Origin of the sequence: Dyadobacter diqingensis, from assembly GCF_024220585.1 — a bacterium.
GTDB lineage: Bacteria > Bacteroidota > Bacteroidia > Cytophagales > Spirosomataceae > Dyadobacter > Dyadobacter diqingensis.
Genome location: NZ_JAMXKF010000008.1, coordinates 294,477 through 308,325, shown reverse-complemented (window position 1 = coordinate 308,325; position 13,849 = coordinate 294,477). Strand labels below are relative to the sequence as shown.

Here is a 13,849-nt window from a genome sequence, read left to right as displayed (position 1 = left end):
GTTAGGCCTGGCTCGATCCAAGGTTTTTAGAAGTAGAATTTAATGTCGTTTTATTAAGAAGAAATTATTACCCTGGACTTAGCTAAAAGCCAACAGCTGATAGCCAAAACCGATTCCCTATGGAAAAACCTATTTTTGATTTTGGCTTAAACACAAACCGAAGACACTTTTTGTCCAAGCTTAGTCTGGGCTTGGGGAGTGCTGCCTTGGGTTCCTTACTCATACCTGACATTTTTAAAGGCGGAGGGGAAAGCGATGTGAATGACCTCATGGCGGGTTTGCCACATTTTGCCCCGAAAGCGAAAAGGGTTATTTACCTTTTTCAGAACGGAGCGCCTTCGCAGCTGGATTTATTTGACTATAAGCCCATGCTCAATAAAATGCATGGTCAGGATTTACCTGAATCCATTCGTGCGGGTCAGCGCCTGACCGGTATGACGGCAAATCAGGCTAAGTTTCCTTTGGCAGGCTCTGTTTTTAATTTTGCGCAATATGGAAAATCGGGCGCCTGGATGAGCGAATTATTGCCCCATATGTCCAAGATCGTCGATGACCTATGTATTATCAAAACCCTGAATACGGAGGCGATAAACCATGACCCGGCACTGACATTCTTTCAGACAGGGGCTCAGGTAGGAAACCGGCCCAGTATGGGCGCATGGCTGAGTTATGGCTTGGGCAGCGAAAACCAGAATTTGCCAGGTTTTTGTGTGCTGTTGTCAAGGGGAAAAGGAAACGGACAAGGAGTTTATTCAAAATTGTGGACGAATGGCTTTTTGGATTCTGTCCATCAGGGCGTACAATTCAGCAGCGGAGAAAATCCTGTACTGTATTTGAATGATCCAGATGGTATGAACCGGGAGGAAAGACGAAAAATGCTGGATAAACTTTCTCAGCTGAATCAAAATACATTTGATGAATTCGGAGATCCGGAAGTTACGGCCAAGATTCAGCAGTATGAAATGGCCTATCGGATGCAAACGGCCGTTCCTGAAATCACGGATATGACCCGGGAACCGGAATCAATCGTGAAAATGTACGGACCGGAGTGTTTGGTGCCCGGGACTTATGCTGCAAATTGTCTTTTAGCAAGAAAGCTTTCTGAACAGGGCGTTCGTTTTATACAACTTTATCATCAGGGCTGGGACAGCCATGGTGGTTTGCCAAACGAAATAAAAGGACAGTGTATGGATGTCGATCAGGCATCGGCTGCACTGATCACCGACCTGAAACAACGGGGCCTGCTGGATGAAACACTGGTAATATGGGGAGGAGAATTTGGACGTACGAACTATTGTCAGGGTACTTTGACTAAGGATAATTACGGTCGCGATCATCATCCGCGTGCCTTCACAGTCTGGATGGCTGGTGGTGGCGTGAAACCTGGCATTGTCTATGGAGAGACGGATGAATTTGGTTATAACATTGTAAAAGACCCGGTTCATGTGCATGATTTCCATGCTACCATATTAAATCAGTTAGGTTTGGATCACGAAAAATTAGTTTACAAGCATCAGGGACGCAGATACAGACTGACTGATGTTGCTGGCAAATTAGTAAAAGGAATTATTGTTTAATGGAGTCAGCATCACGACCAGACGGCCGTTCTTTTTCAGATTGGAAGGGATGGGTTTATAATTTTGCCTTCTTTCTGAATGGCCTTTTAGTTTTTCTTTTACTTTTTGAAAACCGGTTTGTGGTGCCGGTCTGGATGCAATCATTCGGACGTATGCACCCTTTGGTTTTGCATTTTCCACTGGTTGTGCTGATGCTCTATTCGATCTGGATTCTCCTCGTCGAAAAAGAAGATTCTGGTAAGTGGAATGAAAACCTGGCGGATACTTTATTACTGATCGGGACACTGACATCCGTTGTGGCGGCGTTTTCCGGTTTTGTATTATCCCGCGAAGAAGGATATGAAGCAGATGCCCTTTTCTGGCACAAATGGCTGGGAGTTATCATTTCGCTTTGCAGTATCGTCTGGTACAGCTTCAAAAAATATTTGCCGCCCTGGAAACTGCCGGCGAAGCTAATATCGGTTTCATTGCTGGTTATGTTATTAATAGGAGGCCATTTGGGCGGAAATCTTACCCATGGAGAAGATTTTTTAACGGCCCCGATGCAACTCGCTATGGTTGAAAATGACAAGGTAACTTTCGAAGAAGCGAATGTGTATACGGATCTGGTGGAGCCAATTCTAGAACAAAAATGTATTTCGTGCCATAATGCCCAGAAATCAAAAGGAGATTTGCAGATGCAGACCAAAGAGCTGTTTGCAAAAGGCGGAAAAGAAGGCACTCCCTGGGATACGACCAAAGTAGATTTGGGCGTGTTATTAACAAGGGTGCATTTGCCGCTGGACGACAAAAAACACATGCCGCCGAGAGGAAAAGTGCCTTTGACAGACGAGGAAATAGCATTGCTGGAAGCATGGATCAAAGGTGGTTCGAAATTTGATCTGATGGTTAAATCGCTTAATCCGCAGAGCCCGATGTATAGTTATGCACAAAATGTGCTGGCTAGTGGAGAGGCTGAGGAAAAATATGCGTTTAGCGCAGCCAGTGCCGACAAAATCAAGGAGTTGAATTCTACTTATCGTCTGATTAAGTCGGTGGCGGCGGAATCTCCTGCTTTGGCAGTCAATTTCTACAACCGCGCCAATTTTAAAGCGGAGGATATCGGTGCGCTGGCTCCTTTGAAAGGCCAGATCATCCAAATGGATTTGAGTAAAATGCCGGTCAAAGACGAGGATCTGAAAACGATAAGCCAGTTTACGGAGTTACGAAAACTGATCCTGAATTTTACCGATATTACCGGCTCGACATTGCAGGAGTTGAAAAAACTGCCAAAATTGAGAAGTCTGTCGTTGAGCGGCACAAAAGTAAAACTTGCCCAGGTTCAGGCACTTTCACAGATACCTTCCCTGAAAAATGTATTTGTCTGGAATACCGAATTGACACCGGATGAAATGATAACCTTGAAAAAGTCGGCCGGAATAAATTATGAAACCGGGTTTCGCGGTGATACGCTGGTGCTGAACCTCAACCCGCCTGTTATAGAAAATGAAAGCCAGATTTTGTCAGGAAATACGGAAATCCGGCTGAAACACCAGATTCCCGGAACGGTTATTCGCTACACCCTCGATGGTTCGGAGCCGGACAGCACGACGTCGCTTGTTTATAACAAGCCTTTTCCTGCCGCAAAAAACACAAAAATCAAAGCCAGGGCATTCAAAAAAGGCTGGTATGGTAGCAAGACTGTCGAAAAGTTTTTCTTCAAATCCACTTTCCATGCGGATAGCGCAAGGTTGATTACCAAGACCGATATTAAATATCCGGCGCAGGGTGCGAAAACTTTGTACGATGGTGTAAAAAGCGATCAATCCACTTCGAGTGGTAAATGGCTGGGTTACCGCGATGTAGATTTTCAGGCTTATTTGTATTTTAACAAACCTGTTAAGGCACAAAGTGTGACGCTGAGTATGTTGCGCAATGTTGGCGGATATATCTTCCCACCGGTTCGTATTGAAGTCTGGGGTGGTGCGAATGAAAAGCAGATGAAGTTATTAAAGGTACTTAATCCTGAGACGCCTGTAAAAACAACTTCCAATTCAGAAAATCTGGTATTTGATTTTGATTTCGGCACACAGGAAATAGGCTGTTTGAAAGTTATAGCCAAACCTTTATCAAAGTTACCGTCCTGGCATCCCGGAAAAGGAGAAAAAGCCTGGGTATTTATTGACGAAGTGTTTGTGAATTAGATCTAGGCCAGAAAATCTTTCATATCGGCGGCAAGTGGATAACTTCCGTTCATTCGTCTGATTAAAACGATTTCTCCTAAATGAAAAGACAAGTGCACTGAAAAATTTTGAACAGCAATTAATTTTTGTTCCAGATTATTTGTCGAAATGCTCAGCTCAGATACCTTGGCTTTTACAGACATTATTTGTTTATTCAATTGTACCAAAATGCGGTCAAGCTGCGTCTGGTCATCGACTGTCTTTTGTTCAACCCACGATTCTGATTCTTTTACAGCACTTTTCTGGTTCATATCATTAAGTATTGTCAACTCCTCTTCCTGTAAAATTGCCAGATGATTTAGAATCTGCCAGATACTTTGCGGTGCGTTTTCAGGAAGCTCGTTGGCCTGATCAACGGTCAGATTTTGAAAAACTTTAAACGTATCGAAAGCATCTTTGAAGATGTAGTCAAATCTCATCGTGATATTGTTGTGAAATTAGAGCAAATTAGTTTGATATTATCCGCGCTCGTTTTGTTTAAAATTCGTTGAATACTGTCATTTTATTCTTTATCCTTTTTTACAAAAGCTTCGGGATAAGTGGTCTGGATTTCCTTGCGGATTCCGTTTGCCCAATCCACTACCTCCGTGATTTCCGTTTCTGTCAGTTTTGCATCCGGATGCAGCCAGAGATAGGATTCCAGAGGCATGCCGTGCCCCTCGATTTCTTCCACCAGTTCATCCAGTTTATGATCGGCTTTTTTTGGATCATAATCAGCAAACTCTGATAAGTTAAAATGTTTTTTACCATCAACAATATGGTGGTTGATAAACCATGCACCCGGCTGCAACTGCGCATACCATGGATAGACCGTATTATTTGAATGGCAATCCCCGCAGGCTTTACCTAAAATCAGTTTGACATTTTCCGGAACAATGTACTGTTTTTCGATGTGGTTTGCCGACATCGCAGTCGACTCATTCCGGGTTGGTCTGATCAATTGAATCAGAACCAAAACAACCAACAGACCGATAAGAATTTTCTTGGCCATGGTGCAAGGAATTTATTGGTTAAAATGAAAACATGCGCAGGATAACAGCTCCCACAATGGCACCCAAAACGGGCCCGGCGATCGGAACCCAGGCATATCCCCACTGCGACGATCCTTTGTTGGGAATAGGGAGAATCGCATGTGCAATCCGCGGCCCCAAATCTCTGACGGGATTAATCGCATACCCTGTGGTCCCGCCCAAAGAGAGGCCAATGCTCCAAACAAGCAAACCCACAAGATAAGGGGCAATACCGGAAGGAATCGGTCCGCGTTGAACGTCGGAGGTTCCAGAAAAACCAATGGCGGCAATACCGATAATCAGTACGATAGTTGCTATAAATTCGCTAAGAAAGTTGGCAATCGGAGAGTTGATAGCGGGATTGGTTGAAAAACAAGCCAGTTTGCTCCCATGATCTTCTGTGGCTTTCCAATGCGGCAGATATTGCAGCCAAACCAGAACCGCGCCCAGAAATGCACCTATTAACTGCGCAGAAATAAATGATACGACATTACTGTAATCACTTTTCAGAACAGCAAACGCAATCGTCACGGCGGGATTCAGATGCGCACCCGGGCTTCCGAATGCGTTGGCCACAAAAACGCCAAAGGTTACAGCAAAGGCCCAGCCTGCTGTGATCACAATCCATCCTCCATTTTCTCCTTTTGTCTGTTTCAAAACCACATTGGCAACCACTCCGTTTCCTAACAAAATGATTATCATGGTACCGATTAATTCTCCGATGAATGGGGTTTGCTGCATAAGGATGGAATAGGGATAAAGATTGTTTGGCAAATATGTAAATAGTATTAAAATAACCTAGACAAATACCAAAAAGAATATTTCGTAACGATTATACCAGTTTGTGCTCGTGAATTCTACTAACTTTGCACTAAAATTTATCTCTTTGCATTGTAAATCATGTCATTAAATCAACTTACGGCTATTTCGCCGGTCGACGGTCGCTACTATAAGCAAGTATCTGAACTTTCCGCTTATTTTTCTGAATACGCTCTTATCTATTACAGAGTATACGTAGAAGTAGAATATTTCATAGCGCTTTGTGAAATTCCACTTCCTCAGTTATCAGAATTTGACAAGAAACTCTATCCTTCTTTACGTAAGATCTACGAAGATTTTAATGAGGAAAATGCCTTGCATATCAAGGATATCGAGAAGGAAACCAACCACGACGTAAAGGCGGTTGAATATTTTATCAAAGAACAATTCGAAAAACTGGGTATTGAGGCTTATCAGGAGTTCATTCACTTCGGTCTTACATCTCAGGATATCAACAACACAGCCATTCCTCTTTCCCTGAAAGATGCATTGGAAAGAACCATTAAGCCGCTTTTCCGTCAGGTTCTTTTTGTACTTAAGAGGATGTCCATCGAGTGGAAAAATATTCCGATGCTTGCTTTCACGCACGGACAGCCAGCTTCTCCGACACGCGTTGGGAAAGAATTCCTGGTATTCGTTGAAAGATTGGAGCGTCAGCTGGAAATGCTGGAAAAAATCCCGCATTCGGCAAAATTTGGTGGTGCAACAGGTAACTTTAACGCGCACCACGTGGCTTATCCACAGCAGGACTGGATGGCTTTCGGGAATCATTTTGTTGATGGCTTAGGTCTGAAACGCAGCCGTCATACAACACAGATCGAGCACTACGATAATTTGGCCGCCATTTTTGATAACCTGAAAAGAGTCAATACCATTTTAACCGACCTTAACCGGGATATGTGGACTTACATTTCCATGGGTTATTTCAAACAGAAAATTAAGGCCGGTGAAGTAGGTTCTTCTGCTATGCCGCATAAAGTGAATCCGATCGATTTTGAAAACTCGGAAGGTAACCTGGGACTTGCTTCTGCCTTGTTTGAGCATTTTGCACAAAAATTGCCGATTTCCCGCTTGCAGAGAGATTTAACGGATTCAACGGTACTTCGTAATATCGGTGTGCCATTGGCGCATCAGGCCATTGCCCTTAATTCTTTGATCAAAGGATTGGGCAAATTGGAGCTGAACGAAGATGTTTTGAAATCTGAACTTGAAGAAAACTGGGCGGTGGTTTCAGAAGCTATCCAGACAATTCTTCGTCGTGAAGGTTATCCAAAACCATACGAAGCACTAAAATCGCTAACGCGTACGAACGAAAAAATTACGCACGAATCCATGTCTCATTTCATTGAAACCCTGGATGTGTCTGAAAGCATCCGTGAAGAACTAAGACAGATCACTCCATTTAATTATCTGGGTGTTGTTGAGGAGACACGGTAATTGATATTTTTATTTTGGTGAAACTTAAAGAAGTCAAGTTTTGAAAACTTGACTTCTTTTTTTCTTCCTCAAACCTGAATTACCCCAACATTAAATCTTTCTGTGATCGGGGCGTGGTTGGCTGCTTCAATGCCTACCGAAATAATTTTCCGTGTTTCAACAGGGTCAATAATCCCGTCCACCCATAATCGCGCAGCCGCATGGTACGGTGATAATTCTTCATTGTAGCGATCCGTTATCTGATCCAGCAATTCCTGCTCAGCCTCTGCTGTAATCTCCTTCCCCTGGGCTTTTAAAGTGGCTGTTTGAATCTGTACCAATGTTTTCGCGGCGGTTGCTCCGCTCATAACCGCCATTTGCGCCGTCGGCCAGGCATAAATCAGCCTTGGGTCATAAGCTTTTCCACACATGGCGTAATTACCGGCTCCGTAGGAATTCCCGACGATAAAAGTAAATTTAGGCACTACGGAATTCGCAACGGCATTAACCATTTTTGCGCCATCCTTTATTATCCCGCCCTGCTCGGCGCGGCTCCCGACCATAAAACCCGTTACATCATGAAAAAACACCAGTGGGATCTTTTTTTGATTGCAGTTCATAATAAATCTCGCTGCCTTGTCGGCGGACTCCCCGTAAATCACGCCGCCCATCTGCATTTCACCTTTCCCGGATTTTACCATTTTCCGCTGATTGGCCACAATGCCTACCGCCCAACCGTCAATCCGGGCATATGTACAAATGATTGTCTTACCATAATCCGGTTTGTATTCATCCAGCTCAGAGCCATCAGTGATACATTCGAGCAGGTGTTTCATGTCATATGGTTTGAGCCTGTCGACAGGAAGAATATTGTAAATTTCCTCCACCAAACGTGTTGGAGAGATTGAAGCCTTTTTGTCAAACCCTGCTGAGGCAGACTGACCGATTTTATCCATATGCCTTTTGATCGCGTCAAGGCATGATTGATCATCAGGATATTTATTATCCGTCACCCCAGAAATCTCAGAATGCATGGTCGCCCCGCCCAAAGTTTCGGCATCAACATCTTCGCCAACGGATGATTTCACCAGATAAGGACCGGCCAGAAAAACAGAACCGGTGCCTTCCACAATCAGCGCCTCATCGGACATAATCGGCAAGTACGCACCTCCAGCCACGCAACTTCCCATAATGGCTGAAATCTGCACAATGCCCATTGCCGACATTTTTGCGTTATTCCTGAAAATACGACCGAAATGCTCCTTATCAGCAAAAACTTCGGCCTGCATGGGAAGATAAACCCCTGCGCTATCCACCAGATAGATAATAGGCAGCAGATTTTCCATCGAAATTTCCTGAGCCCTCAAATTCTTCTTCGCGGTGATGGGAAACCATGCGCCCGCCTTTACAGTGGCGTCATTGGCTACGATAACACATTGCTTTCCAGAAATGTAGCCAATACCTGCAACCACACCTCCCGACGGACATCCGCCGTCTTCCTCATACATCCCGTCACCGGCAAAAGCACCTATTTCCAGAAAATAGGCTTCGTCATCCAGCAAATAATTAATACGTTCCCGGGCCGTCAGTTTACCCTTTTTATGATGTGCTTCAATCTTCTTTTGTCCGCCGCCTAATTTGACATTTTCATATCTTTCTTTGAGGTTTTCAATAAGCTGCTGCGTGCTTTGCTGATTTGCCATATCTTGATGAAGATGTAATTGAAACAATATTTTATTTCAATTTCAAGGTAGAAATTTATCTGAACCTTTACTACCAAAAGCAAAAAAGTCGCCCGCCTTACGGCAAACGACTTCCTGTAAATTGAACCTTAATAAATTCTTATTTTATTCTTGTAGTCGTGTCCAGTGGTGATTCCGCCGGTCCTTTATCCTTTTTCCCAAAAACAGACAGGTGAACGTAACGCTTAGGATGCTCACGAAAATTGGTCATCAGTTTATTCAAACTTACAACCGTACTGTTCAGGTTGTTGTAAAGTGTTTCGTCTTTAAGCAGTTTTCCCGCAGTACCTTTTCCCGAGTCTACACCGGCCAATAACCCGCGTAATTCCAAGATTGTTTTATTAGCATTCTGAACCGTTTCCCCTAATCTTAAAGCATTCAGCGAATCGGCAAGCGATCCAGTTTTAGCAAGCAATGGCTTCAGACCTTTTTCAGTTTCCACAAGTGATTCCGAAAGTTTATTAAGATTTGTGGTCATCACCAGCAGATTTTTACGGTTTTCAGCAACAAGCCCCTGTACCGTATTACCAGTCTGATCATAATTTCTGATCATCTGGTTCAATATTTTTCCTGTTTCTTTAAATCCTTCTGCAACCGCTGCGAGATTTAATACCAGAGAATCCGCATGCGTAACAAGGGGCAGTGCTTTTTCCTGTAAAACCGCGGATATACCCGCCTCTCTCTTGCCAACCAGCGTATCTTTATCCTGCAAGTTCACCGAAGCCGCGCCCATCGCCAGATGGATCACTTTTCCCCCAAGCAAGCCTCCGTCAGCAAGCAAAGCGGTAGTTCCTTTTGGTAAAACGATACCCTTTTGAATATCCAGTGTGACCAGAAGGTGGTTTTTCTGATTCTGCAATAATTTTATTTCCTGCACCCGGCCAACATTCAAACCATTCAGCAAAACGGGATTGGAAGCGGTTAATCCGTCAATATCATCGTAAATTACGTAGTACTTATATGTTCTTGAAAATACGTCGGAGCCTTTAAGGATATGAAAACCAAAATATAACATGACCATTGCCAAAACTGCCATTAACCCGACTTTTGCTTCTTTTGATAGCTTCATGAAGTGAGTATTAAATAGCTTGCGGCTCGCGCCATAAGCTTTAAATAATGTAAATGTTTACAGAAATTTATTTGTCCGAATGATTTATAAACCAATTCCAAATTCACTTTCAACAACGAATCTTACTGATCCATTTGTTTCTTATATACCTTAAACGCTTCCAGAATCGACTGGGCAACTTCATCCTGTCCCTCTTCTGAATTAAGGTATTCTTCTTCTTCCGGTGTTGACAAAAATCCGGTTTCAATCAATACACTGGGCATTGTTGTCCGCCATAACACAAGAAATCCGGCCTGTTTCACACCGCGGCTTTCACGATCAGATACCGACTTGAATTTCTTTTCCACATTATCCGCAAAGCGTAAACTGCTCGAAATAAATGCACTCTGATAGTTCGCAAGCATGATATGCGCAAGCGGTGAATCCGGATCGAAACCTTTATACTTTTGCTTGTAATTTGTTTCTTTCAAAATTACCGAGTTCTCCCGCTTTGCAACTTCAAGGTTACCGTTTGTCTTGTGTAACCCCATCACGTACGTCTCAGTTCCTCTAACAGACCGGGAATTCGGTGTAGAGTTGCAGTGAATGGAAATAAAAAGGTCAGCATTGTTTCTGTTGGCAAAAGCGGAACGTTCCGACAATTCGATAAATTCGTCGGTATCGCGGGTGTAGAGCACCCTGACCTCCGGAGAGTCCTGCTTAATTTTATGACCCAGCGCCAATGCAATTTTCAGAGCAACATTGGCCTCACGCGCTTTGCGGCCGCGCGTTCCGATGTCATGACCACCATGACCTGCGTCAATAACTACCACATTAACCTTGCTGTCTACTTTTCCCGAAGGCGGTATTTCTTGAAAGGCAAAAGCGAGACTTAGGGTCAAACAACTCGCTGCAATTAAGATTTTAAGAACTTTTAACATTATTTTTTAGTTACGGCGTTATTCTTTAGGAGTTTCTCTGCTAATTTTGACATTCGTTATGCAAAAATACTCTATTTGTTAGAACTGAAAAAAAAGGCGATTATTATATCGTTAGGACTTGTTGCGTTTCTATTATTTGGCACAATGGCATGTGTTCAGCAACGCACAAAACGATCCGGTAAAGATCTTCTTAAGTCGAAAGCCAAAACCAAGAATTCTGCTCCTACGGTGGCAGACAAGTCTGCTTTGGCCAAAACCCCGAATGGTGAAATTATAGCCAAATCGGACACGCTCATCAAAAAAGACTCTACGGCTGCGGATTCTCTGCAGCTAAAAAATGGCATTGCTTTAACAGATTCGCTGGCAAACGATACTTTATCCAATCCTGACGACCTGCAAAGTGTCGTAAAATACACCGCAGAAGACTCCACAATCATGGATGTTGTCCTGAAACAGGTGCATTTATACGGAAACGCCGAGGTAAATTATGGCACGATTAATCTAAAAGCAAATTACATTCGACTGAACTGGGTGACCAACGAAGTAATGGCGCACGGTGATTACGATTCCACTTCAAAAAAAATGATCGGGGAGCCTATATTTCAGGATGGGCCGGAAATGTATAACACCAAAGAGATCCGCTATAATTTCAAATCAAAAAAGGCCATTATCCGCGGAATTGTCACGCAGCAGGGAGATGGAAACGTGCGCGGAGATCGTGTAAAAAAAGACACTGAGGGCAATTTTTATATACAAAAATCCATTTACACGACCTGTAACCTCACACATCCGCACTTTTATATCAATGCACCAAAGATAAAAATGGTGGATAAAAAATCTGTGGTGTCCGGGCCTTTTCACCTGGTTATTGCGGATGTTCCGCTGCCGCTGGTTATCCCTTTCGGCTTTTTCCCTTTCCCAAAGAAAAAAGAAGCCGGAACCTCAGGTATTATTTTTCCGACCTATGGTGAAGAACCTAACGGAAGAGGTTTTTATCTGCGTGACGGAGGATATTATTTTGCCATCAGCGAATACATCAACGCGCAGGTAACCGGCCAAATTTACGCGACAGGAAGCTGGGGATTGGGAGTTGCCACTACTTATTCAAAACGTTATCAGTACAACGGTAATTTTTCGTTCCGTTTCAACAAAAACAAATCCAGTGATGAGGTACTAAAACAAATCGGTCAGGGGGGCTCCAATGATTTTAGTCTGGTTTGGTCGCACGCACCAAAACCAAGAGGTAACTCGACGTTTTCTGCGAACGTAAATATTACCAGCAACAGTTATAACCAGCTTCAGGAAACCAATACCAACAAATATATTTCCAATGTTGCCAGTTCATCCGTACAGTATAACCGCACAATGGGCCAATATCTTCGGGCAGCGGCTAGTGTAAGGGTCAACCAAAACTTTGGTCAGAAAGATACTTCCGACATTAGAAGAGGCGGGAAAACAAATATCTCGGCAGATTTCAGCTTTGGCGTTAACCAGATTGCTCCTTTTGCGTTAAACGGAGGTCGCTCGCGCTGGTATGACAGTTTCCGTTTAGGACTTGATTTTAGTGGAAATTACACACTTACCAACTCACTGACGGCTATTGACACGTCGTACACCAGACTTGGTTTTAAGGTGGATAACAAGATTGATTCTTTACGTGATGGCGTTGTGCAGGTATTGCCTTTTAACCTGTCAAACTTATCGGCGTTCGCGCAGGATGCGCAATTTACCGGTCGGTATAGTTTGCCAATCTCGCTTCCGAACTTCAAGCTTTTAAGGTTCATAAACCTTACGCCAAGCATGTCACTTCAAGGGCAGATTTACACCAAACAATATAATTATATTTACAAAGGAGGTAATACGGTACACATCGATACACTCAATAAAGTCGGGAACGAGTATTCCTATTCCTTCGGTGCCGGTATGAATACGCGTTTCTACGGAACATTTTTCGTCAGAGGAAGACGTCTGGAAGCGATACGGCATACGGTGATCCCAACGATATCGTATAGCTATACGCCCGATTTCACGGGTGATAATTACGGTTTTTATCAAACCGTCCAGATTAACGAGCTGGGAGAAACGCAAAAACTTTCGCGATACAGAGGTGTTGGGACGAATGTCAGCAACGGAAAAGCTTCGAGTGTGATTTCATTCAGTTTGAACAACTCTTTTGAAATGAAACTGAAATCAAAAAGTGATACGGCCGCCGCGCAGTTTGAGAAAGTATCCCTGCTTGATAACCTTGGTTTTGGTGGTAGCTACAACCTGATGGCCGATTCACTTAAACTATCGAACATCACCGTTAACGCCAATGCCCGTATCGGTAAAAATCTTAACCTGAATTTTAACGCAAACCTGGATCCTTACGCATACGTAAAAGATCCGTTGGTAAAATCGGATAACCAGACCGGTATCAAAGTTGACCAGTTTGCCATCACCAAAGGACAGGGACTTGCCAATCTGCAAAATCTTAGTTTCACGCTTGGAACCAGTTTCTCTCCGAAAGGCGCATCGGACAAACCGAAAAATACCAATCCTAACAGCACCGTTACGGAGGAGCAAAAAGAGTTTATTCAGCGTAATGCCGATATGTATGTAGATTTTAATATTCCCTGGAATGTTTCCATCAACTATAACTTCGGACTGACCAAACCGGGTCTTTCCAACGCACAGCTGATCCAGACAATTAATGCAACGGGTGATTTGAGTTTGTCGACAAATTTTAAAATCAGTGTGACAACCGGTTTTGACTTTACAGCATTCAAACCGTCTATTACAACCTTAACACTTTACCGTGACTTACACTGCTGGGATATGAGTTTCAGCTGGACGCCTTTTGCGGGAAGTGCCTCACGTGTGAGTAACTACAACTTTATTCTGAAAGTAAAATCAAGCATCCTTCAGGATTTGAAACTGACGAGAAGGAGATCATTCCAAGATCGGGCAGCGTATTGAGAAAAGGCTGTGAGAGCTTGCAGACAGAATTTTCTTGAAAATCATCTTAACCTTCTTCTGTCGCACAAAAGACACCAGCCGTTCCTAAGGAACGAGATTTTGCAATTTAAATACCA

10 protein-coding genes are annotated in these 13,849 nt (G+C 43.4%); 4 read left to right on the top strand and 6 right to left on the bottom strand.

All coding sequences use genetic code 11. The features are described 5' to 3' along the window. Positions 1-119 precede the first annotated feature (119 nt). Both M1L62_RS21250 and M1L62_RS21245 read left to right on the top strand, forming a co-directional pair. Complete coding sequence (locus tag M1L62_RS21250; RefSeq protein WP_254561640.1) at positions 120-1,577, top strand: DUF1501 domain-containing protein; 1,458 nt, start codon at positions 120-122, stop codon at positions 1,575-1,577. Further along, positions 1,577-3,760, top strand: coding sequence for an FN3 associated domain-containing protein (locus M1L62_RS21245; RefSeq protein ID WP_254561639.1), 2,184 nt, complete (start codon positions 1,577-1,579; stop codon positions 3,758-3,760). The genes M1L62_RS21250 and M1L62_RS21245 overlap by 1 nt, the downstream gene beginning before the upstream one ends. A gap of 2 nt (positions 3,761-3,762) precedes the next feature. Here M1L62_RS21245 and M1L62_RS21240 read toward each other — a convergent pair whose 3' ends face one another. The 3 genes from M1L62_RS21240 to M1L62_RS21230 form a co-directional block, all read right to left on the bottom strand. Beyond that, complete coding sequence (locus M1L62_RS21240) at positions 3,763-4,218, bottom strand: hypothetical protein (RefSeq protein ID WP_254561638.1); 456 nt, start codon at positions 4,216-4,218, stop codon at positions 3,763-3,765. An 83-nt stretch (positions 4,219-4,301) separates the two neighbouring features. After that, entirely contained in the window at positions 4,302-4,790 is a 489-nt protein-coding gene (locus M1L62_RS21235) for a heme-binding domain-containing protein (RefSeq protein ID WP_254561637.1), read from the bottom strand. Between the two features lie 19 nt (positions 4,791-4,809). Continuing rightward, positions 4,810-5,550, bottom strand: coding sequence for an MIP/aquaporin family protein (locus M1L62_RS21230; RefSeq protein ID WP_254561636.1), 741 nt, complete (start codon positions 5,548-5,550; stop codon positions 4,810-4,812). Positions 5,551-5,709: 159 nt separating this feature from the next. Here M1L62_RS21230 and purB point away from each other — a divergent pair, with 159 nt between their 5' ends. Further along, positions 5,710-7,065 carry an adenylosuccinate lyase gene (gene purB / locus M1L62_RS21225; protein WP_254561635.1) on the top strand — a complete coding sequence of 452 codons (1,356 nt, stop codon included), beginning with the start codon at positions 5,710-5,712 and terminating at the stop codon, positions 7,063-7,065. A gap of 68 nt (positions 7,066-7,133) precedes the next feature. On the opposite strand, the gene M1L62_RS21220 is transcribed toward purB, so the two are convergent. The 3 genes from M1L62_RS21220 to M1L62_RS21210 form a co-directional block, all read right to left on the bottom strand. Further along, entirely contained in the window at positions 7,134-8,747 is a 1,614-nt protein-coding gene (locus tag M1L62_RS21220) for an acyl-CoA carboxylase subunit beta (protein WP_254561634.1), read from the bottom strand. Between the two features lie 139 nt (positions 8,748-8,886). Beyond that, on the bottom strand, positions 8,887-9,855 hold the full coding sequence (locus M1L62_RS21215; RefSeq protein WP_254561633.1) for an MlaD family protein: 969 nt from the start codon (positions 9,853-9,855) through the stop codon (positions 8,887-8,889). Between the two features lie 122 nt (positions 9,856-9,977). Continuing rightward, positions 9,978-10,775: an N-acetylmuramoyl-L-alanine amidase family protein gene (locus M1L62_RS21210; protein WP_254561632.1), complete on the bottom strand. Its 798-nt coding sequence runs from the start codon at positions 10,773-10,775 to the stop codon at positions 9,978-9,980. 75 nt (positions 10,776-10,850) lie between these two features. Here M1L62_RS21210 and M1L62_RS21205 point away from each other — a divergent pair, with 75 nt between their 5' ends. Next, positions 10,851-13,733: a putative LPS assembly protein LptD gene (locus M1L62_RS21205; RefSeq protein WP_254561631.1), complete on the top strand. Its 2,883-nt coding sequence runs from the start codon at positions 10,851-10,853 to the stop codon at positions 13,731-13,733. Positions 13,734-13,849: the final 116 nt, after the last annotated feature.

Coding starts and splice junctions, on each gene's coding strand:
- M1L62_RS21250 (WP_254561640.1), top strand. CDS start 120: ATGGAAAAACCTATTTTTGATTTTGGCTTAAACACAAACCGAAGACAC.
- M1L62_RS21245 (WP_254561639.1), top strand. CDS start 1,577: ATGGAGTCAGCATCACGACCAGACGGCCGTTCTTTTTCAGATTGGAAG.
- M1L62_RS21240 (WP_254561638.1), bottom strand. CDS start 4,218: ATGAGATTTGACTACATCTTCAAAGATGCTTTCGATACGTTTAAAGTT.
- M1L62_RS21235 (WP_254561637.1), bottom strand. CDS start 4,790: ATGGCCAAGAAAATTCTTATCGGTCTGTTGGTTGTTTTGGTTCTGATT.
- M1L62_RS21230 (WP_254561636.1), bottom strand. CDS start 5,550: ATGCAGCAAACCCCATTCATCGGAGAATTAATCGGTACCATGATAATC.
- purB (WP_254561635.1), top strand. CDS start 5,710: ATGTCATTAAATCAACTTACGGCTATTTCGCCGGTCGACGGTCGCTAC.
- M1L62_RS21220 (WP_254561634.1), bottom strand. CDS start 8,747: ATGGCAAATCAGCAAAGCACGCAGCAGCTTATTGAAAACCTCAAAGAA.
- M1L62_RS21215 (WP_254561633.1), bottom strand. CDS start 9,855: ATGAAGCTATCAAAAGAAGCAAAAGTCGGGTTAATGGCAGTTTTGGCA.
- M1L62_RS21210 (WP_254561632.1), bottom strand. CDS start 10,775: ATGTTAAAAGTTCTTAAAATCTTAATTGCAGCGAGTTGTTTGACCCTA.